At 52.0% G+C, this 19149-nt stretch carries 14 protein-coding genes, 6 tRNA genes and 2 pseudogenes; 13 read left to right on the plus strand and 9 right to left on the minus strand.

Annotation, left to right across the window (positions count from 1 at the left end):
- Nucleotides 1-199: hypothetical protein (locus GGR07_RS09055; RefSeq protein WP_183200484.1), on the plus strand; the 199-nt coding region annotated here is incomplete at its 5' end.
- Nucleotides 200-430: 231 nt separating this feature from the next.
- Here the strand turns inward: GGR07_RS09055 and GGR07_RS09060 are convergent.
- Nucleotides 431-1048 carry a superoxide dismutase gene (locus tag GGR07_RS09060; protein ID WP_021646554.1) on the minus strand — a complete coding sequence of 206 codons (618 nt, stop codon included), beginning with the start codon at nucleotides 1046-1048 and terminating at the stop codon, nucleotides 431-433.
- A gap of 197 nt (nucleotides 1049-1245) precedes the next feature.
- Between GGR07_RS09060 and GGR07_RS09065 the strand changes: the two are divergent.
- From GGR07_RS09065 to GGR07_RS09070, 3 genes and pseudogenes are all read left to right on the plus strand, one after another.
- Nucleotides 1246-3208 (plus strand): annotated as a pseudogene (locus tag GGR07_RS09065) (ATP-dependent helicase); the annotation flags it as partial.
- A 212-nt stretch (nucleotides 3209-3420) separates the two neighbouring features.
- Nucleotides 3421-3582: pseudogene (locus tag GGR07_RS14165) on the plus strand (hypothetical protein); the annotation flags it as partial.
- A gap of 22 nt (nucleotides 3583-3604) precedes the next feature.
- A complete protein-coding gene (locus tag GGR07_RS09070) occupies nucleotides 3605-4273 on the plus strand; it encodes a glycine zipper domain-containing protein (protein ID WP_034544034.1) in 669 nt (222 codons plus the stop codon).
- On the opposite strand, the gene GGR07_RS09075 is transcribed toward GGR07_RS09070, so the two are convergent.
- Nucleotides 4270-4677, minus strand: coding sequence for a hypothetical protein (locus tag GGR07_RS09075; RefSeq protein ID WP_021646551.1), 408 nt, complete (start codon nucleotides 4675-4677; stop codon nucleotides 4270-4272). The two genes, GGR07_RS09070 and GGR07_RS09075, sit on opposite strands and share 4 nt — an antisense overlap.
- A 455-nt stretch (nucleotides 4678-5132) precedes the next feature.
- Here GGR07_RS09075 and nspC point away from each other — a divergent pair, with 455 nt between their 5' ends.
- From nspC to GGR07_RS09110, 7 genes are all read left to right on the plus strand, one after another.
- Nucleotides 5133-6272 carry a carboxynorspermidine decarboxylase gene (gene nspC / locus GGR07_RS09080; protein ID WP_034544031.1) on the plus strand — a complete coding sequence of 380 codons (1140 nt, stop codon included), beginning with the start codon at nucleotides 5133-5135 and terminating at the stop codon, nucleotides 6270-6272.
- 110 nt (nucleotides 6273-6382) lie between these two features.
- Nucleotides 6383-6458: transfer RNA gene (locus GGR07_RS09085), tRNA-Gly, on the plus strand.
- 30 nt (nucleotides 6459-6488) lie between these two features.
- A tRNA-Leu gene (locus GGR07_RS09090) sits at nucleotides 6489-6570 on the plus strand.
- 25 nt (nucleotides 6571-6595) lie between these two features.
- Nucleotides 6596-6679, plus strand: a tRNA-Leu gene (locus tag GGR07_RS09095).
- 18 nt (nucleotides 6680-6697) lie between these two features.
- A tRNA-Gly gene (locus GGR07_RS09100) sits at nucleotides 6698-6773 on the plus strand.
- Between the two features lie 30 nt (nucleotides 6774-6803).
- A tRNA-Leu gene (locus tag GGR07_RS09105) sits at nucleotides 6804-6885 on the plus strand.
- A gap of 69 nt (nucleotides 6886-6954) precedes the next feature.
- Nucleotides 6955-7027, plus strand: a tRNA-Gly gene (locus GGR07_RS09110).
- 289 nt (nucleotides 7028-7316) lie between these two features.
- On the opposite strand, the gene GGR07_RS09115 is transcribed toward GGR07_RS09110, so the two are convergent.
- Nucleotides 7317-7679 carry a thioredoxin family protein gene (locus GGR07_RS09115; RefSeq protein WP_021646545.1) on the minus strand — a complete coding sequence of 121 codons (363 nt, stop codon included), beginning with the start codon at nucleotides 7677-7679 and terminating at the stop codon, nucleotides 7317-7319.
- 137 nt (nucleotides 7680-7816) lie between these two features.
- On the opposite strand from GGR07_RS09115, the gene GGR07_RS09120 reads away from it, so the two are divergent.
- On the plus strand, nucleotides 7817-8212 hold the full coding sequence (locus GGR07_RS09120; protein ID WP_034543730.1) for a hypothetical protein: 396 nt from the start codon (nucleotides 7817-7819) through the stop codon (nucleotides 8210-8212).
- A gap of 227 nt (nucleotides 8213-8439) precedes the next feature.
- Here the strand turns inward: GGR07_RS09120 and GGR07_RS09125 are convergent, their stop codons facing one another.
- Both GGR07_RS09125 and GGR07_RS09130 read right to left on the minus strand, forming a co-directional pair.
- The gene (locus GGR07_RS09125; protein WP_122056572.1) at nucleotides 8440-10104 is read right to left on the minus strand and encodes a long-chain fatty acid--CoA ligase; all 1665 of its coding nucleotides are present in this window, start codon (nucleotides 10102-10104) and stop codon (nucleotides 8440-8442) included.
- Nucleotides 10105-10566: 462 nt separating this feature from the next.
- Complete coding sequence (locus GGR07_RS09130) at nucleotides 10567-12030, minus strand: potassium/proton antiporter (RefSeq protein ID WP_034543731.1); 1464 nt, start codon at nucleotides 12028-12030, stop codon at nucleotides 10567-10569.
- Nucleotides 12031-12470: 440 nt separating this feature from the next.
- Here GGR07_RS09130 and GGR07_RS09135 point away from each other — a divergent pair, with 440 nt between their 5' ends.
- Complete coding sequence (locus GGR07_RS09135; protein WP_034543732.1) at nucleotides 12471-13655, plus strand: uracil-xanthine permease family protein; 1185 nt, start codon at nucleotides 12471-12473, stop codon at nucleotides 13653-13655.
- 272 nt (nucleotides 13656-13927) lie between these two features.
- Here the strand turns inward: GGR07_RS09135 and hcp are convergent, their stop codons facing one another.
- From hcp to GGR07_RS09155, 4 genes are all read right to left on the minus strand, one after another.
- Nucleotides 13928-15559: a hydroxylamine reductase gene (hcp, locus tag GGR07_RS09140; RefSeq protein WP_172545189.1), complete on the minus strand. Its 1632-nt coding sequence runs from the start codon at nucleotides 15557-15559 to the stop codon at nucleotides 13928-13930.
- Between the two features lie 214 nt (nucleotides 15560-15773).
- Complete coding sequence (locus tag GGR07_RS09145; protein WP_021646538.1) at nucleotides 15774-16442, minus strand: Crp/Fnr family transcriptional regulator; 669 nt, start codon at nucleotides 16440-16442, stop codon at nucleotides 15774-15776.
- Nucleotides 16443-16461: 19 nt separating this feature from the next.
- Complete coding sequence (locus GGR07_RS09150; protein ID WP_122056574.1) at nucleotides 16462-17775, minus strand: sensor histidine kinase; 1314 nt, start codon at nucleotides 17773-17775, stop codon at nucleotides 16462-16464.
- The gene (locus GGR07_RS09155; RefSeq protein WP_122056575.1) at nucleotides 17772-19118 is read right to left on the minus strand and encodes a sigma-54-dependent transcriptional regulator; all 1347 of its coding nucleotides are present in this window, start codon (nucleotides 19116-19118) and stop codon (nucleotides 17772-17774) included. The genes GGR07_RS09150 and GGR07_RS09155 overlap by 4 nt, the downstream gene beginning before the upstream one ends.
- Between the last annotated feature and the right edge of the window lie 31 nt (nucleotides 19119-19149).

Genomic DNA, 19149 nt, shown 5'->3' on the forward strand with positions numbered 1-19149 from the left:
TGTGCTGCTTTTCGAAATCTGGTGGAACAAAGGGGCTGGCAGAATCAAACGAAGGCTTTCCGTGATGAAACAGCTGAAGGATGAAGCTGTGCTGCTTTTCGAAATCCGGTGGAACAAAGGGGCTGGCAGAATCAAACGAAGGCTTTCCGTGATGAAACAGCTGAAGGATGAAGCTGTGCTGCTCTGCGGAATCCGGTGAAACGGAAGCTTCCTTTTCTCGAAGCTTTTGTTTTATTCACCCGGCCTGCGGATGTACGTCAAGCCCCGTTTGTGGTTTGCTATTCAACTGCACATAAAAAAGCTCTTCGAATTTCAGTTGCACGTCAAGCTCCGTTTGTGGTTTGCGGGTAATAAATAAGGGGCTGTCGTTTCTCCGGACAGCCCCTTGTCATAGTCAGGCAGCATCTGCCTTTTTTCTGTTTCCTATCGGTTAGTATCTTTTTTCCACTACCTCCCAGTCGATGATGCTCCACAGAGCTTCGACGTGATCGGCGCGGCGGTTCTGGTAATCCAGATAGTACGAATGTTCCCATACGTCGAAACCGAGCAGCGGTTTCAATCCTGCACGCACCGGGTTGCTGCCGTTCGCTTCTTTGGTGATGTGCAGCTTGCCGTTCTTGTCTGCCGACAGCCATGCCCATCCCGAGCCGAACAATCCGACAGCGGCGGCGTTGAACTCTTTCTTGAAGTTTTCGAAACTTCCGAAATCGCGCTTGATCGCCTCTCCCAATTTTCCGCACGGCTCCTTCTTCGAGGGTTTCGGTGCAAATTGAAGGAAGTACAGGTTGTGGTTCAATACTTGTCCGGCGTTATTGAAGATCGCGCCGTCGGGGGCGGAAGCTACTATCTCTTCTACGGTTTTGCCCTCGAACTCTGTTCCCGGAACAAGGTTGTTGAGGTTGTTCACGTATGCTTGCAGGTGCTTTCCGTAGTGGAAATCTATTGTTTGCTGACTGATTACAGGTTCCAAAGCATTGTTCGCGTATGGAAGTTTTGGCATTTCATAAGTCATAATCATCATTATTAAAGACATTAATATAGTGTTCATAAATCTCTGTTTTAGGGATTCATTATACTAACGGTGTTTGTCTGTAAAATGTTCATCGCGGTTTGTGAAATACAACCTTAAAATAATACAAAACCCCTTTATTCTCGCAATAATAGTTTATTTTTGTCCTGTCGGATTCTTCGTGGCAATGCGGCCATACGGAGCGCATCCGTCGGGACGATTTTAGGACAATGAGCATGGATACCAAATATAGAGACGAATTGAATGAAGGCCAATACGCTGCGGTGGCTTACAACGACGGTCCCTCGCTGGTGATAGCCGGTGCCGGTTCGGGAAAAACGCGCGTGCTGACGTATAAGATTGCTTACCTGCTGGAGGAAGGATATCAGCCGTGGAATATACTCGCGCTGACTTTCACCAACAAGGCCGCGCGCGAGATGAAAGAGCGTATCGCCTGCCGGGTAGGTGCGGAGAAGGCGCGCTACCTGTGGATGGGCACGTTCCACTCCATCTTTTCGCGCATCCTGCGTGCGGAAGCGCAGCATATCGGGTTCACTTCGCGGTTTACCATCTATGACGCTGCCGACACCAAAAGCCTCCTGCGGTCTGTTATCAAGGAGATGGGGCTGGATGAGAAGGTGTACAAGCCCGGACTTGTGCAGGCGCGCATATCGAACGCGAAGAATCATCTGGTGCTTCCGGCGGGATATGCCGCCAACAGGGAGGCTTACGAAGCGGACAGGGCGGCGAGGGTTCCGGCAATACGCGATATATACAGGATGTACTGGGAGCGTTGCCGACAGTCGGGGGCTATGGATTTCGACGACTTGCTGGTGTACACATACATGCTGTTCCGCGACTTTCCGGAGGTGTTGGCACGCTATCGCGAGCAGTTCCGTTATGTCTTGGTAGACGAGTATCAGGACACGAATTACGCCCAGCATACCATCGTGCTGCAACTTACCGAAGCGAACCGCCGGGTTTGCGTTGTGGGCGACGATGCCCAGAGCATCTACTCTTTCCGTGGCGCGGACATCGATAATATTCTTTATTTCACGAAGATATATCCCGAAACCAAAGTCTTTAAGCTGGAGCAGAACTATCGTTCCACGCAGATGATCGTGAGCGCTGCCAACAGCCTGATCGAGAAGAACGAGCGGCGGATACCGAAAGCCGTATTCTCCGAAAAAGACAAGGGAGAACCCATAGGCGTGTTTCAAGCATACAGCGATGTGGAAGAAGGGGAGATCGTGGTGAACAAAATAGCCGGCCTGCGCCGCGAATATGCGTACGGATACGGCGATTATGCCGTATTGTATCGCACGAATGCCCAGAGCCGTATCTTTGAAGAGGCGTTGAGGAAGCGAGGCATACCGTATAAGATTTACGGGGGACTCTCTTTCTATCAGCGCAAAGAGATAAAGGATGTGATAGCTTACTTCCGTCTGGTGGTGAACCCTGACGATGAGGAGGCGTTTAAGCGGGTGGTCAACTACCCTGCGCGCGGAATCGGCGAGACTACCGTGGGAAAAATCATATCGGCCGCCACGGCTCATGGGGTGAGCCTTTGGCAGGTTGTGTGCGAGCCGCTGGCATACGGGCTCGAGATTCACAAAGGCACGCATGCCAAGCTGCAAGGCTTCCGCGAGCTGATAGAGAGCTTTATCGCCGATCAATCCGAGAAGAACGCTTACGAGGCAGGAACGGATATCATTCGACGGTCGGGCATCATGAACGAGCTGTATCAGGACTCTTCGCCCGAGAACCTGAGCCGTCAGGAAAACATTCAGGAGCTGGCGAACGGGATGAATGACTTTTGCGCCTTGCGGCAGGAAGAGGGCAACCCGAATATCTCCCTGATCGATTTCTTGTCTGAAGTGTCGCTGTTCTCCGACTTGGACACGGACGAAACGGATGAGGGGGAGAAAGTGACGCTGATGACGGTTCATTCCGCCAAGGGATTGGAGTTCAAGAATGTCTTCGTGGTGGGGCTGGAAGAAAACCTGTTTCCGAGCGGCATGGCGGGAGATTCTCCCCGTGCGCTGGAAGAAGAGCGCCGGCTGTTCTATGTCGCCATCACCCGTGCCGAGGAGCATTGCTTCTTGTCTTTCTCGAAAACCCGTTTTCGGTACGGAAAGATGGAATTCGGAACTCCCAGTCGCTTCTTGCGCGATATAGATACCCGCTACCTTAAACTCTCCTCCGCTCATTCCGTAAGCCGGCAGCCCGAACGGTTGTATCACCGAGAGGAGGTTGCAGGCTCCGAGCTTCCGAGAAAACTGAAGAAGGTGACCGCCGCGCTTGCCGACCGTTCTCCCGCTTCGCAGGATCCGGCATCCATGCATGGATTGCAGGCCGCAGGAATGGAGCAAGGCACATCGGGGATGGAAGGGGATCCGGCAAACATGTATGGATTGCGGGCGGGACAGAGGATAGAGCACGAACGTTTCGGTTCGGGAGATGTGCTGAAAGTAGAGGGAAGCGGCGATAACGCAAAGGCCACCATCCGTTTCGAAAATGTAGGCGAGAAACAGCTGTTGCTGCGTTTTGCACGCTTTAAAGTAATCGAATGAACCAATTAAAACGACGAATATGATGAACAGACAATTAACATCCATTTTATTGGCCGCTCTTTTGCTGAGCGGATGTGCGTCCGGACGTATGGGAAGCCCTGCTGCCATCGGTGTGGGGGCGTCTATCGGAGGAAATATCGGCGGCGCCGTAGGCGGAATTATCGGAGAAAGCGAGGGGGGATGGAGAGGCGGATATCGCGGTTCGGCCATCGGAACGATTGTGGGTACGGTTGCCGGAGCCGCCATCGGGCATGTGATGACCGCCCCTAAAAGCGAGAAGACAGAGGAGAGGGGTTATACCCCTGAGGTGGTGGAGCGATACCCTTCGGCACGACATGCCGTTTCGCAATTGAAACTGAGCAAGCTTCGTTTTATCGACGACAACCGGAATCAGGCAATCGATGCCGGTGAGAGTTGCAAGATTATCTTCGAAGTGATGAACGAAGGGAAGCATCCTGCTTATAATATCGTTCCGGTGGTGCAAACGGTAGGCAGGGTCAGACATATCGGTATTTCCTCTACGGTGATGATCGAAGAGATTCTTCCGGGCGAAGGCATTAAGTACACGGCTACTGTTTATGCCGGGAAAAAACTGAAGAGCGGAGAGGTGTTATTCCGTGTGGCGGTTGCGGAAGCGAATGGGGCGATTTGCGACATTCAGGAGTTTTCGTTACCTGCCCGGGGGCGTTAGGTTGCCTGCTGCCGCTGGCATTTATTATCTGTTTTCTCGTTTACGCCGCGAACGAACATCGGCGTCAGGTTGCCTGTTGCCGCTGATAGGGGGGCGGCAGTGTCTGCGCAGATCTTCCTGCGTTGAACGCTATATTCCTGTTCGGTGGGAATATTGCCCGGCGCAAAACTGAAGAGGCCTGTAATATTGTCCGTGTTGTGGTCGCAGTTTGCGGGAAAGGTTCGCAGTGGTAATGCTAAAAGCAGTTTTCCTGCATTGAACGCTATATTCTTGTGCGTAGTGAATATTGCCCGTTGCAAAGCTGAAGGGGCCTGTAATATTGTCCGTGCCGTACTCGTAGTTTGCGGGAAAGGCGATAGTATGCGCTGCGCTTTGCTCAGGTTGCCTTCGCGAGTCCGTGTCATGCTCGCAGTTTGCGGGAAAGGCGATAGCGGCGTGGTTCGATCAATTCTTGAGGCTGCCGATTCTATATTCGGAATTGCCGAAAAGGTTCGCAACGGCAATGTTAAAAGCAGTTTTCCTGCGGTGAACGTCATGCTCGCAGCTTGTTGCGGCAGTGATGATTGTATGGTTTGATAAACCTTGAGATTCCTGATATTTATAGTTGGCGGGAGTTATTGATAACTCTCAGGCCGAACAAACTCCCGGACTCGGACTAACAAACTCTCGGACATCACCGACTTTCCGTTTCTGCGTATTATCAGGCAACTCGGACTCAGGTTAACAAACTCTCGAACCCGGGCAAATTAATTTCGGGTTTTGGAACAAATGTTTTACTTTTTATTGTAAGTTTGCAACTCAATTCATGCAGATAAAGTGGCTGTGAATTTGAAATCACAATCATCTTACCGATATAATTATGATAGATTTTACACAATTTCCTTCCCCTTGCTACATCATGGAGGAGGAGCTTCTGAGAAGAAATTTGAGTTTGATAAAAAGCGTTGCCGACCGTGCGGGGGTAGAGATTATTCTTGCTTTCAAGTCATTTGCCATGTGGCGCTCTTTCCCCATATTCCGCGAATATGTAGATCATTCCACCGCAAGCTCCGTATACGAAGCCTGTTTGGCTTTCGAGGAGTTCGGCAGCAAGGCGCATACCTATTCGCCTGCGTATACGGAGGAGGATTTCCCCGAGATTATGCGTTGCAGCAGCCACATCACTTTCAACTCTCCCGGTCAGTTCCGGCGTTTCTACCCGATGATAGAGGCCGATGGCAACCGTATCTCCTGCGGCATTCGCGTGAATCCGGAGTACTCGGAGGTGGAGACGGAGCTTTATAATCCCTGTGCACCCGGAACCCGCTTCGGGGTAACGGCCGACTTGTTGCCCGACGTATTGCCGCATGGCATAGAAGGGTTTCATTGCCACTGCCACTGCGAATCCTCGTCTTTTGAACTGGAACGCACCTTGCATCACCTGGAAAAAAGGTTCTCCCGTTGGTTCCCTCAGATAAAGTGGCTGAATCTGGGAGGAGGGCATCTGATGACCCGCAAAGACTACGACACAGAGCATTTGATCCGTCTGCTGAAAGAGTTGAAGTCGCGCTATCCTCATCTGCGGATTATCCTCGAGCCCGGATCGGCCTTTACCTGGCAAACGGGAGTGCTGACATCCGAAGTGGTGGATATTGTAGAAAATCGAGGCATTAAAACGGCTATTCTGAATGTGAGCTTTACCTGCCACATGCCCGACTGCCTCGAAATGCCCTATCAGCCGGCAGTGCGTGGAGCCGAAGCGGGAAATGAAGGAAAATACATCTACCGCTTGGGAGGCAACTCCTGTCTGAGCGGCGACTACATGGGGTTTTGGAGTTTCGACCACGAACTGCAAACGGGCGAACGCATCATATTCGAAGACATGATTCACTATACAATGGTGAAAACCACAATGTTCAACGGTATCCATCATCCTGCCATCGCTTTATGGACGAAAGAGGGAAAGGCACAGATATACAAACGTTTTTCTTATGAAGACTATCGCGACAGAATGAGTTGATTATCAAAACAATTGTTTTTACGGTGCTCAGGCTGCTGTTAGAATCTTGTAAAAAAGATGATGGAATGTTTGCAAATTTACAGAAAATGGCTACCTTTGCAACCGCAAATGCGGAAATAGCTCAGTTGGTAGAGCATAACCTTGCCAAGGTTAGGGTCGCGAGTTCGAGTCTCGTTTTCCGCTCCAACATCTTTGATATATTGGAATAAATCTTTTGCCCAGGTGGCGGAATTGGTAGACGCGCACGTTTCAGGTGCGTGTGTCGAGAGGCATGCAGGTTCGAGTCCTGTTCTGGGCACAAAGATTGAGCTTTAATTACTAATGGAGAGGTGGCGGAATTGGTAGACGCGCTACTTTGAGGGGGTAGTGACAGCAATGTCGTGGGAGTTCGAGTCTCCTTCTCTTCACAACAAATTAAGGTGTATGCGGAAATAGCTCAGTTGGTAGAGCATAACCTTGCCAAGGTTAGGGTCGCGAGTTCGAGTCTCGTTTTCCGCTCCAACATCTTTGATATATTGGAATAAATCTTTTGCCCAGGTGGCGGAATTGGTAGACGCGCACGTTTCAGGTGCGTGTGTCGAGAGGCATGCAGGTTCGAGTCCTGTTCTGGGCACAAGTGCGACAGTGATGTCGCGGGAGTTCAATAGTTCATATCTTTACAATGATTTAAAGGTTTTTTGTTGCGGAAATAGCTCAGTTGGTAGAGCATAACCTTGCCAAGGTTAGGGTCGCGAGTTCGAGTCTCGTTTTCCGCTCAGAACAGAAGAAGATTTGAGGGCGATCGAAACAAATTGCAGGTAATTTCATCTGCAGTTTGTTTTTTTATTGCTTCTTTATTAGAACATCAAAAGCCGTCGCAGCCGGATGATTTCAAGTTGCGACGGCTTTTTGTTTTTACGTATTGTTTATAGACACGTTATCAGCTCACTTGCGGTTTCGGTGTGAGGTCTCTTTTTGTTTTTACACATTCTTTATAAACCCGGAGGCCTTAGGCGCGAACTATTTCCCGTGTTTTTCGCTTTCGGACATCATTCTTTTTGCGGCTCAACGGGTAAAAAACGTTTGCTCGATCAGCTTCTTCAGTTGAGCCTTATTTAACGTGCCGAGTTTCATCATCGTCTTTCCATCCGTGTTGCAAAGCAGCAAGTTGGGTATAGTGCGGATGTTGAATGCCTTTTCCAGTTCCGGCTCTTGGTCGATATCCACTTTGTAGATGTCTATTTTTCCGTTATATTCGTTGGCCAATTGTTCCAGAATCGGGTCGAGATTCTTGCAATACACGCACCAAGGAGCATGGAAGTCGACAATGCAAGGCTTGTCGCCTTTAAATTGCCAATTGCCGGGATAAGTCGAATAATCTCCTACTTTTTCTATAAAACTCTTTTGGGTCAAGCCTATGGTCTTCATACATTTTCGTTTTTTAGATGTTGTGAGAAATGAAATATTTCTTTGTATAATACAACTATGCACCCGAAAATGTTTCGAAGAAAATTAGTTGCGAGCCGTTTCTGCCCTTTTACTCGCTGAGAGATGAGGGCTTCGAAGTGAAGAAGCCTGTGCCCATTGAGCCATTTCTACCTTTTCACTTGCTGAGAGATAAGGGGCTCGAAGTGAAGAAGCCTGTGCTCGTCGAGCTATTTCTGCCTTTTCACTTGCTGAGAGATGAGGGTTTCGAAGTGAAGAAGCCTGTGCCCATTGAGCCATTTCTGCCTTTTCACTTGCTGAGAGATAAGGGTCTCGAAGTGAAGAAGCCTGTGCTCGTTGAGCTATTTCTGCCCTTTTACTCGCTGAGAGATGAGGGCTTCGAAGTGAAGAAGCCTGTGCCCATTGAGCCATTTCTACCTTTTCACTTGCTGAGAGATAAGGGTCTCGAAGTGAAGAAGCTTGTGCCCGTTGAGCTATTTCTGCCTTTTCACTTGCTGATGGATAAGGGCTTATAAGTGGAAAGCTTTGTTGACATTAAGGGCGCTGAAAAAGTTCCCGTTTCGTGAGAGCCTTTGTCGCTTTGCTTGTAGATTATAAATAAAGTACGTCTCCCTGAGTTTTTATGCCATATAATATGGATTTTTAAGTTTTTGGTCTATATAGATTAATATTGAGATTGAACCGTTCAATCTATCTGAATATTGGACACTTTATTCAATGTCCTTGTTTGCATTAGCGTTTTTTATTCTTTTATTTCCTGATACATGAAGCGTTTGATGGATTTTTTGGCTGTTTTCTCAAACTCCTCGAAGTGTATCTTTACTTTCGCGATCTGGCTGTATCCGGGAAGTTGTCGGTTCAGCTCGACACGGTTTTCCTCCATCGCCTTTTCAATGTCCGGCTGTTGGAGACCGTGGGCAAAAGCATCCTCGAAATCAGGGTAGATCAATGCCACCAGTTTGTCGTGCTGCAGCACGATGAGCGACTCGGCTACAAAGGGTAGGTTGTTCAGCTTGCTTTCGATCTCTTCGGGGTAGATGTTCTGTCCGGCAGAGGTCAGGAGCAGGTTCTTGCTGCGTCCTCTCACCGTGATGTACCCCTTTTCGTCCATCGTGGCGAGGTCGCCCGTGTGCAGCCATCCGTCGGCATCGATAATCTGTGCCGTAGCTTCCGGGTTCTTATAATAACCGAGCATCAGGTTGATGCCCTTGCATACAATCTCTCCGGCTTGGTTGCGCGGGTCGGGCGAATCGATGCGCACCTCCATCCGGCTTGCCGCTTTCCCGCACGAAGCCGTCTTCAGCATATCCCACCGGCTCGAACAGATGATAGGTCCGCACTCCGTCATGCCGTAGGCGATGGTGTAGGGGAAGCCTATCTTCTTTAAGAACATTTCCACTTCGGCATTGAAAGGAGCGCCCCCGATGATGATCTCGTCGAAGTTTCCGCCGAATATCTCCATGGCAGCCTGCCGTGCCGATGCTTTGAGCCTGTCGTTCACTATGGGGACTTTCAACAGCAGTTTTCCTATCTTGCCGTCTACTTTCGGCAGAATATCTTTCTTGATGATCTTTTCTACGATGAGCGGCACGCACGAGATGAGCTTCGGCTTGATTTCGGCAAACGATTGTGCGATGATCTTCGGAGAGGGCATGCGGGTGAGGAAGTAGATGTGCGCGCCTGCCGAGAAGCCGTAGAGGAAGTCGTACACCATGCCGAACACATGTCCCAGCGGAAGCATGGAAACGATGTGGTCGCCCGGATTCACGCGACGCATCTCATGGCAATAAGCCACATTCGACCAAATGCTCCGGTAGGGCAGCATCACTCCTTTCGAATAGCCCGTAGTGCCCGACGTGTAATTGATGATAGCCAGCTCCTCCGGGCGGTCTTTCCGGTAGCGGATATGTTCCGGCCGGAAGTTTTTCGGGTAGCGTTGCCCGTAAATCTCGTTCAGGTGGTCGAGCGCGTAACTCAGTTGTTCGTTCCGCAGAATCAGAGGAGAGAAGTCGGCAAGCGATACAATCCCTTCCAGCAAAGGCATGCACTCTTCGTTCAGATTCTCCCAAATCTGGTCGCCCACAAGTAGTATTTTGGCTTCGGAATGGTTGACGATGTTGTGTATGTTGTCGGCTTTAAACTCGTGCAATATCGGTACAATCACTGCGCCATAGGTCATCGTGGCGAGAAAACTTACAGCCCAGTTGGCGCTGTTGCGTCCGCATACCGCAATCTTGTCGCCCGGACGGATGCCTGCACTCTCCAGCACGATGTGAAACTTGGCTATCTTTCGGGCTACATCTTTATATTGAAACGTGACTCCTTTATAGTCTGTCAGGGCGTCTCTGTCCCAGTTGCCGATAATACTTTGTTCGATATAGTCGATGAATTCATATCCTTGTTTCATAAGTTTTTTTGCACATTTGGTTTAAAACTGCGCAAAAATAATACTTCATTAACATTAACTCTACTTTGTATTTCACTTTTACGGTAAATTAACGGGACAGGGACTCTGTTCCCGTTCTCTCTCATGTGCGGCCGGCATTGAGACGATAAACCATCCGTGAGCCATCAAAACCGTGCGTATGCGAAGTCTTTGCAACGGACTTTGCGGCGGGAGCTGAAATTCCTTCGACAATCGTCATTGAAAGCGTTGTGTTGCATAATTCCCTGCATAAACGTCATCGAAAGCATTGTGTTGCATAATTCTCTGCGTAAACGTCATCGAAAGGGTGTGTTGATACTTCTCCGGACGAACGTCATCGAAAAGCATTGTGTTGCCTAATTCCCTGCATAAACGTCATCGAAAGCATGTGTCGGATAGTTCTCTGCATGAATGTCGGAGAAGCGTGTGTGAAAGGCAAGTTTTCTATTCCTTCGTTGCTGCTTCTTTCGGCTTTTCGGAGATAAGCAGCAGCTTGTCCCCTTCATGCAGTTTCAGACTTCCGTTGGGGATCAGGAATTCGTCGTCCCGTTTCACTATCATCACCAACGTACCTTTGGGCAGATTCATATCTTTCAGCGTATCGGCTTTTTCGAGCATTTCTGCGGTGATGGTCATATCTTTCAGGTCGGTATCTATCTCTTCGGGTAGTTCCACGCCGAATTCGTTGCCCGTTTTCTCCAGCGGGGTGGAGAGTTGCAGGAAGCGGGCTGCGGCCGACACGGTAGTGCCTTGTATCACCAGCGAGAGGATTGTGATAAAGAATACGATATTGAAAATAAGGTTCGATTCCTCTATGCCTGCCACTACCGGATAGGTGGCGAAGATGATGGGCACTGCTCCGCGCAGTCCTACCCAAGAGACGAACAGGCGCGACTTGCAGGTGATGCCGCGGAAAGGGAGAAGCGATATGAATACGCTCAGCGGACGGCTAACGAGGATCATGAAGATGCCGATCAGCGAAGCTACTATGGCTACTTCGAGCATTTCGTGCGGATTCACCAGCAATCCCAGACACAGGAACATGATGATCTGAAACAGCCACGAAAGCCCGTCCATGAAGGTATAAATCTCTTTCCGGTTGGTAATCTTATTGTTTCCTACGATCATTCCGGCGATATAAACCGCCAGATAGCCGTTCCCTTTCAGCAGCGTGGTGACGGAGAAGGTGAAGAAAACGAACGAGAGTAGCAGGATGGGATACAGTGCCTGATTGTCGATGTTGAACATGTTCACCTTGCGGATGGCGAGTTTGCCGAGCAGGTATCCCAACGCTCCTCCCACGATGAACTGTACTGCGAAAGAAGAGATCATCGTGCCTATACCCATCCCCGCCGACTGGATAAACTGTATCAGGATGATGGTAAGCATATAGGCCATCGGGTCGTTGCTTCCGCTTTCGAGTTCGAGCATGGGGCGAAGGTTGTGCTTCAGGTTCATCTTTTGCGAGCGGAGAATGGCGAACACCGATGCCGAATCGGTAGACGACATGGTGGCGGCGAGCAGCAGTGAAGTGGTCAGGGGCAAGTGGATGTTGGTCCAGCTCATGCCCGACAGCCACCAGATAAAGATACCCGTAAAGAGAGCTGTGAGCAAGACCCCTATCGTCGACAGTACGACGCCCGGCGCCATCACCGGTTTTATTTCCCTGAATTTCGTGTCCATTCCGCCTGAGAACAGAATGACGCTCAGGGCGACCATGCCGATAAACTGCGCTTCTTTGGCATTGTGGAATTCCAATCCGAATCCGTCGCTTCCGAACAGCATACCCACTAAGAGGAACAATAGCAACGCGGGTACGCCAAAGCGATAGCCGGTTTTTCCGGCAACAATGCTGGCAAATAGTAAGACCGAGCCTACCAATATGATGTTTTCTGCTGTAAATGCCATAATAAATCAGATGGTTGTAAAGTAATCGTTCGTTTGTCAGTTTTATATTTTGCGCGAAGGTACGCATTATTTGAAAACAAATAAAATCTCTTCGGAGGATATTTGTTTCCCGCCTGAAAAGATTTCCGCTTTTGTCTACATAAACATTTTCATTGGCCTGAGTAAAAATCGGCCTTTGCCTGAAAAGATATTTCCGTTTGTTTGAATCTGTTTTTCCTCTTAGGCAAACGTACTTTTTCTTAGACAAAAATTCCGGATGATTTTTTCCGTTTCAATGGCTGTCTTCCGTCGAAGGTGATTGTAGACGACGGTAGCTTTCTCACGGATACGCTCCGATTGAATGGCTGCCTTCCGGCAATCGCGATTATTTTTCCCCAAAAAAGCTGTCATTTTATTTGAAAAGATTAATTTTGTGCGAAATAAATCGATATTACACTTTTATGGACTCAAACAATCTTACTCCTTTCCGGAAAGGGGTGGTAGGAGTACAATTCCTGTTTGTCGCATTCGGGGCTACCGTACTTGTGCCGTTATTAGTGGGGCTCGACCCTTCCACTGCGTTATTCACTGCCGGTATCGGCACGCTTATTTTCCATGCGGTGACCCGTGGGAAAGTTCCCATCTTCTTGGGAAGCAGCTTTGCTTTTATCGCTCCCATCATCAAGGCTACCGAACTTTACGGGTTGCCCGGCACGCTTTCGGGCATGGTCGGCGTCGCTTTCGTCTATTTCCTGATGAGCGTCCTCGTCAAGTGGCAGGGGGGCAGAGTGATCGAACGTCTGTTTCCTCCCGTCGTCATCGGGCCGGTGATTATTCTCATTGGATTGTCTCTGGCGGGCGCTGGAGTCGATATGGCGAAAGAAAACTGGGTGCTGGCGCTCCTTTCGCTGCTGACGGCGGTAGTGGTCTCCATGAAGGCGAAAGGGCTTCTGAAGCTGATTCCTATCTTCTGCGGAATCATAGTCGGTTATCTTGCAGCCTGGCTGTTCTACGGGCTCGACCTTTCGGGAGTGAGAGACGCTGCTTGGATCGGTCTTCCCCGATTCGTTTTCCCCTCTTTCTCGTGGGAGCCTGTCCTGTTCATGATTCCCGTTGCCATTGCCCCGGTGATAGAACATATCGGAGACGTGTATGTGGTGAACACCGTTGCGGGTAAAGATTTCGTGAAAGACCCCGGATTGCACCGCACGTTATTGGGCGACGGTCTGGCTTGTTTCTTCGCCGGACTGGTGGGAGGCCCCCCCGTGACCACCTACTCCGAAGTTACGGGCGCCATGTCGCTGACCAAAATCACCAACCCGCAAGTGATTCGCATTGCCGCAGTCACCGCCATCCTGTTTTCGGTGATCGGTAAAGTCAGTGCGTTGCTGAAGTCCATTCCCGCCGCAGTGCTGGGCGGAATCATGCTGTTGCTTTTCGGAACCATTGCCTGTGCCGGTATCGGGAGTCTGTTGAACAACTGCGTGGATTTGAGCCGTACGAGAAACATCGTGATTGTTTCGCTGACGTTGACGGTCGGCATCGGCGGTGCGGTGCTGAGCTGGGGAAACTTCTCTCTGTCGGGCATCGGACTGGCGGCACTGGTGGGAGTGTTGCTCAACCTGATTTTACCTAAAGAGGCGTAAAATTTCGGGGCAGCCCCGCTTTACTTGTAAGCGGGTTGCCCCGAAGTAATACAAAACCCGAAAGCGATTGTTCTGTGTTTGCTTAGCTTCAAATCGGCTGCCCCGAAATAGCAACAAAGCCCAAAAGCGATTGCTCTGTCCTCGCTTTACTTTAAGCGTGCTACTTCAAAATAACTACAAAATGCAAAAGTGATCGCTTCATCTTCTCTTTGCTTCAAGTACTCCGCCCCGAAATCCTGTGATGAGGCAGCTTCGTTCCCGCTGCATTCCCTTTAGGCCAGAAACTTCACCAAGTCTTCGTCTACCGAACTGATACCTCCGATGCCGAATTGCTCCACCAACACTTTCGTGACGTTCGGTGAAAGGAAAGCGGGAAGGGTAGGCCCGAGATGAATCTGTTTCACACCCAGAGAAAGCAACGCCAGCAGTACGATGACCGCCTTCTGCTCGTACCATGCGATGTTGTAGACAATCGGGAGGCGGTTGATGTCGTCGAGTCCGAACGCCTCTTTCAGCTTCAGGGCGATGACAGCAAGCGAATAGCTGTCGTTGCACTGTCCGGCGTCGAGCACGCGGGGGATGCCGTTGATGTCGCCCAGCTCGAGCTTGTTGTAGCGATACTTCGCGCACCCTGCCGTCAGGATTACCGTGTCTGCGGGCAACCTGCGGGCAAACTCGGTGTAGTAGTCGCGGCTTTTCATCCGTCCGTCGCAACCCGCCATCACGAAGAACTTACGTATCGCCCCGCTTTTCACCGCTTCCACCACCTTATCCGCCAGCGCCGTCACCTGTGCATGGGCAAAGCCTCCCGTAATCGTCCCGCTTTCGATGGCGACAGGGGGCAGGCATCGTTTGGCATGGGCGATGATGGCGGAGAAATCTTTCGGTTGCCCGTCTTTCCGTTCGGGGATGTAGAACGCACCGTCGAGCCCGCATGCGCCCGTCACGTAGATGCGGTCTTTGTATGAGGCGTTGGAGCGGGGAGGAACGATGCAGTTGCTCGTAAACAGGATGGGACCGTTGAAACTCTCGAACTCCTCTTTCTGCTTCCACCACGCATTGCCGTAATTGCCCGCCAGATGTTTGTGCTTTTTCAACTGCGGGTAGTAGTGCGCAGGCAGCATCTCGCTGTGCGTGTACACGTCCACTCCCGTGCCTTCCGTCTGCTGAAGCAGCTCTTCGAGGTCTTTCAGGTCGTGCCCGCTGATGAGGATACCCGGATTGTTGCGCACTCCGATGTTCACTTCCGAAATCTCCGGGTTGCCGTATGCGCCCGTGTTGGCGGCGTCGAGCATAGCCATCGCTGTCACGCCGTGCCTTCCCGTTTCCAGCGTCAGCCCGATGAGTTCCTCCACGCCGATGTCCGTGCGTGTGAGCTGCACCAGCGCATGCTGCATGAAAGCGAAAATCTCCGCCGACTTGTGTCCCAGATTGCCGGCGTGTTCGGCATAGGCCGCCATTCCCTTCAGTCCGTAGTGCACCAGCTCCTTCAGCGAGCGGATGTCTTCGTCGGCGGTGCGTAGCACGCCCACCGTCGCCGCTTTCTCTGCAAATTCTTCCTCCGTTCCGTCCCATAGACATTCGTCGGGAGCGTTGTCCACCGCAACTCTCTTGCCCAACTCCCTTTTCAGTTGCAACCCCGTCTTTATCTTTTCGGTGATATTCTCACGGCTGAAATTGGCATTCGTTATGGTGACGAATAGTGAGTCGTATATAAATTTGTCGGCCTCTTCGCAAGGTGTTCCCGCTTCGCTCAGACGTTCGTTGTAGACTGCGATTCCGCGCACTACGAAGAGCAAAAGGTCTTGCAGGTTCGATACTTCGGATGTTTTGCCGCATACCCCTTTCAGGATGCAGCCTGTGCCCATGGCGGTTTCTTGACATTGATAACAGAACATACTCATAATTTCTACGTTTTAGTTGGTTTCTTCATTATGAGTGCAAAGATAGGGGAGAAGTGCCGGGCGGTTTTGTAACCAATGTTACAACGGCTCGTTTTTTCGGTTCGCTTCCGATCGGGAGGGGAAAGGGGATGCAGGTGGCAGCTTTGCCGTAGCAGTTGGATGGGGCGTCTGCCTGCAAGGTGCTCACCGGCTTGCGTGCGCCGTTCTCCGTCTGTTACCGTATCAGTTGCGTGAGGGCATCTGTCCGCAGGATGGTCACCAGCTTGCGGTCGACCGCTATCAGGCCGTCTTCCTGCATGCGTGCCAGTTCGCGTGCTAGCGAGGGGCGAGATACGCCAAAGTAGTCGCTCAGCGCCTGTTGCGAGCGGTCGAGCCTGACGCGGGACTGCCCCTGCTGCCTGTGCAATCGCAGCAGATACGAGGCGATCTTCTGCCGGATGGTTTTGAACGACATGAAGAACAGCTTGTCCGATAGCGTGCGGGCGTAATTGGCGGAAAGATTCATGTAATTTTCCAGAAAGCGTTCGTTCCGGCGAAACAGTTCCAATACGCCCGATTTCGGTATTTCGATCGTTTCCGTCGGCTCATTGGCAGTCACCTCCACCGGATAGCGGTTTTCATCGCCGAAGAGGAATAACGGGGCCAAAGCCCGCGGAGCGGCGATGTCCTCCACCTTCACGAGCCGTCCCGAATAGTCGATCATCTCGCCCCGCACGCTCCCTTTGGCGAGAATCACGAGGCGGTTGCACACATCGCCCTGCCTTGCCAGAACTTCTCCTTTCCTGTATGAGCGCATGCGGAAGTTGACCTCTGCCAGAGCCGACGAGAGTGTTTCGGGCGCAATGCCCCTGAACAGCGGATTGTCTATGAGTGTCGAATACATATCGGATACGGTTTGGTTTTCATTTAAAGTTCATTCTGAACCGGGTTTCCTTGCCCGGCAGCAGCACGAGGTTGCCGCCCGAAAGCCGCATGATCCGGCGCGAAACGCTCAGCCCCACGCCGCTTCCCCCTTCCTTGGTGGTGAAGAACGGGATGAAGATGTGCTCCGCCGCTTCGGGAGGAATGGCGGGCCCGTTGTTGCCTACCTCTATCCATACTTCCTCCTTGTCGTTGCACGAGGCTTTGATGTCTATCCGTCCGTCTGCCCGGTCGCCGATGGCCTGAATGGCGTTCTTCAGTATGTTCACGACCACCTGCGACACCAAGTTCTCGTCGGCATACAGAATCAGCTCTTCGGGGCATATCTCCGTTTCGAAACGGATGTGCCCGCACGGATACTGATGGCGGGCGAGGGCGATCATTCGTTCGATGAACGGCTTGACGTCGAACAACACCGGTTCGGGCGGAGGGATGCGCGTGAGGCGGCGGTAAGAATCGGTGAAGGCGAGCAACCCCTTGCCCGTGGCGCTGATGGCCTGCAAGCCCCGGATTGTTTCGGCGTCTTTGCCTTCCGGAGCCGACAGAAGCGTATCGCTGATGGAGGTGAGGGGAGTGATTGAGTTCATGATTTCGTGCGTCAGCACCCTTGTCAGCCGTATCCACGATTCCGCCTCTTTCTCGTCCAGCTCGGTGTTGATGTCGCTTAGCGCGAGGATGCGCAAGTGCTCTCCCCGTACCGTTATGTCCGACACGCGGATCACCAGATTCACCGTTCCCCGCTCGTTGTGGAGCGTCGCCTGCATACGGTCGCCCGCCCGGCACGCCTCCAACTGTTCCGCCAGCAGGCTGTCTGTGTTGCGCAACTGCCTGACGTGCGTGAACACCGTCAGTCCCAGCAGCCGCATCGCCTCCCTGTTCTTCCGGTACACAGCCCCGTTGTCGTTGAGCACCAGCACCCCCGTATCCACGAAGTCGAGTATCAGTTCGTAATACTTCTCCTGTTCCGCCGTTTCCGTCTTCACGCGGTACAGTATCTGCGCCACACGGTTCAACGCCTCGTGTACGGCGCGGCTTTCTCCCGTGCCCGATGTTTCGTCGAACCGGAAGCTGTTGTCGTTGTTCTCCAGCGCGTCGAGCATGAAGAGCACCTCGCGCGTATGCCTGCGGTACATGCGTATCTGCCATGCCATGCTCAGCGCCAGCAGGACGGCGAGGAGGGCCGCCCCCGCGTATTCGCCCCCGAAGGCTGCCGCCGCCGTTGCGAAGCAGAGGCCGACGGTGAGCAGTATGCCTACGAGGCAGTGCCCCGACATTTTTCGGAATAGTGCGTTCATAGCCCGAATTTTTTCATTTTGTTGTATAACGTCTGCCGCGTGATGCCCAGTTGCGCCGCCACTGCCGAGAGGTTGCCGTTGCAGGTTCCTATGGCTTTGCGTATCATCCGCCTTTCCATCTCTTCGAGTGTGGAAGCCGCCTTCTCCGGTTGTTCCGCCGGGCGGGCGGAGAGCCGGAACAGCTCGGCGGGAATCTGCGTTCCGTCGCTGATGATCACCGCCTTTTCGATGGCGTGCTCCAGTTCGCGGATGTTACCGTGCCACGGGTATGCCTCCAGCTTCTCTTCGGCATCGCGGGTGAACTCCACCGGCTCTTTGCCGTACTGCTTGCAGAACCTTGCCGCGAACAGCCGGGCGAGCGGCACGATGTCCTCTTTCCTGCGGCGCAGGGGAGGCAGTTCCACGTGAATGGTGTTGATGCGGTAGAGCAAGTCCTCCCTGAACTCTTTCCTGTCCACCATCTCCTGCAAGTTGCGGTTGGTGGCGCATATCAACCGTATGTCCACCGGCACGGGCGTGTTGCTTCCCACCCTCACCACGCTTCTGCGCTGAATGGCGGTCAGCAGTTTGGCTTGCAGGTGGCACGGCAGGTTGCCTATCTCGTCCAGAAACAACGTGCTCTTGTCCGCCGTTTCGAACTTTCCCGCACGGTCGGCGTAAGCGTCGGTGAACGCACCTTTCACGTGCCCGAACAGTTCGCTTTCGAACAGCGGTTCGGCAATCGCCCCCATATCCACCGCCACCATTTCCCTTTCCCTGCGTCCCGACAGCAGGTGTATCTCGCGCGCCAGCACCTCTTTTCCCGTTCCGTTCTCGCCCGTAATCAGCACATTGGCATCGGTTGCCGCCACCTTGCCGATGAGCGCGCGCAGCTGCTTCATCTCTTCGCTCTCTCCCCAGTACATTCCCGGCGTTGCGGCGGCATGCGCCATGTTTTTCTTTTTCCCCTTCCGGGTACGGGCAGATGTCACGGCGTCTTCCAGCGTTTTCACCAGCTTGGCGTTCTCCCACGGCTTTACGATGAAGTCCGCCGCTCCTTCCTTGATTCCCCTCACGGCGAGGTCGATGTCCGCGTATGCCGTGAACAGCACCACCGGAAGCTCCGGCTGCTGTTTCTTCACCTCGCGCAGCCAGAAAAGCCCCTCGTTGCCCGTGTTGATTCCTGTGGAGAAATTCATGTCGAGCAGCAATACGTCGGGCTTCTCCTCGCGTATGGTCGCCGTGAGCGAAGCGGGCGAAGAGAGAAGTACGATTTTGCGGAATCGGTCTTTCAGAAGCATTTGCAGTGCGGTCAGCACGCCTTTGTTGTCGTCTACTACGACGATGGTTCCGGGTCGGGTCATGTCAGGTAAAAATATGGATTAGGCACAAAAG

Source organism: Bacteroides pyogenes, from assembly GCF_014196225.1.
In the GTDB taxonomy this organism is placed as follows: Bacteria; Bacteroidota; Bacteroidia; order Bacteroidales; family Bacteroidaceae; genus Bacteroides; species Bacteroides pyogenes_A.

Excerpts from the sequence above, each read along its gene's own strand:
- GGR07_RS09060 (WP_021646554.1), bottom strand. The coding sequence starts at position 1,048 with ATGAACACTATATTAATGTCTTTAATAATGATGATTATGACTTATGAA.
- GGR07_RS09070 (WP_034544034.1), top strand. The coding sequence starts at position 3,605 with ATGAACAGACAATTAACATCCATTTTATTGGCCGCTCTTTTGCTGAGC.
- GGR07_RS09075 (WP_021646551.1), bottom strand. The coding sequence starts at position 4,677 with ATGACACGGACTCGCGAAGGCAACCTGAGCAAAGCGCAGCGCATACTA.
- nspC (WP_034544031.1), top strand. The coding sequence starts at position 5,133 with ATGATAGATTTTACACAATTTCCTTCCCCTTGCTACATCATGGAGGAG.
- GGR07_RS09115 (WP_021646545.1), bottom strand. The coding sequence starts at position 7,679 with ATGAAGACCATAGGCTTGACCCAAAAGAGTTTTATAGAAAAAGTAGGA.
- GGR07_RS09125 (WP_122056572.1), bottom strand. The coding sequence starts at position 10,104 with ATGAAACAAGGATATGAATTCATCGACTATATCGAACAAAGTATTATC.
- GGR07_RS09130 (WP_034543731.1), bottom strand. The coding sequence starts at position 12,030 with ATGGCATTTACAGCAGAAAACATCATATTGGTAGGCTCGGTCTTACTA.
- GGR07_RS09135 (WP_034543732.1), top strand. The coding sequence starts at position 12,471 with ATGGACTCAAACAATCTTACTCCTTTCCGGAAAGGGGTGGTAGGAGTA.
- hcp (WP_172545189.1), bottom strand. The coding sequence starts at position 15,559 with ATGAGTATGTTCTGTTATCAATGTCAAGAAACCGCCATGGGCACAGGC.
- GGR07_RS09145 (WP_021646538.1), bottom strand. The coding sequence starts at position 16,442 with ATGTATTCGACACTCATAGACAATCCGCTGTTCAGGGGCATTGCGCCC.
- GGR07_RS09150 (WP_122056574.1), bottom strand. The coding sequence starts at position 17,775 with ATGAACGCACTATTCCGAAAAATGTCGGGGCACTGCCTCGTAGGCATA.
- GGR07_RS09155 (WP_122056575.1), bottom strand. The coding sequence starts at position 19,118 with ATGACCCGACCCGGAACCATCGTCGTAGTAGACGACAACAAAGGCGTG.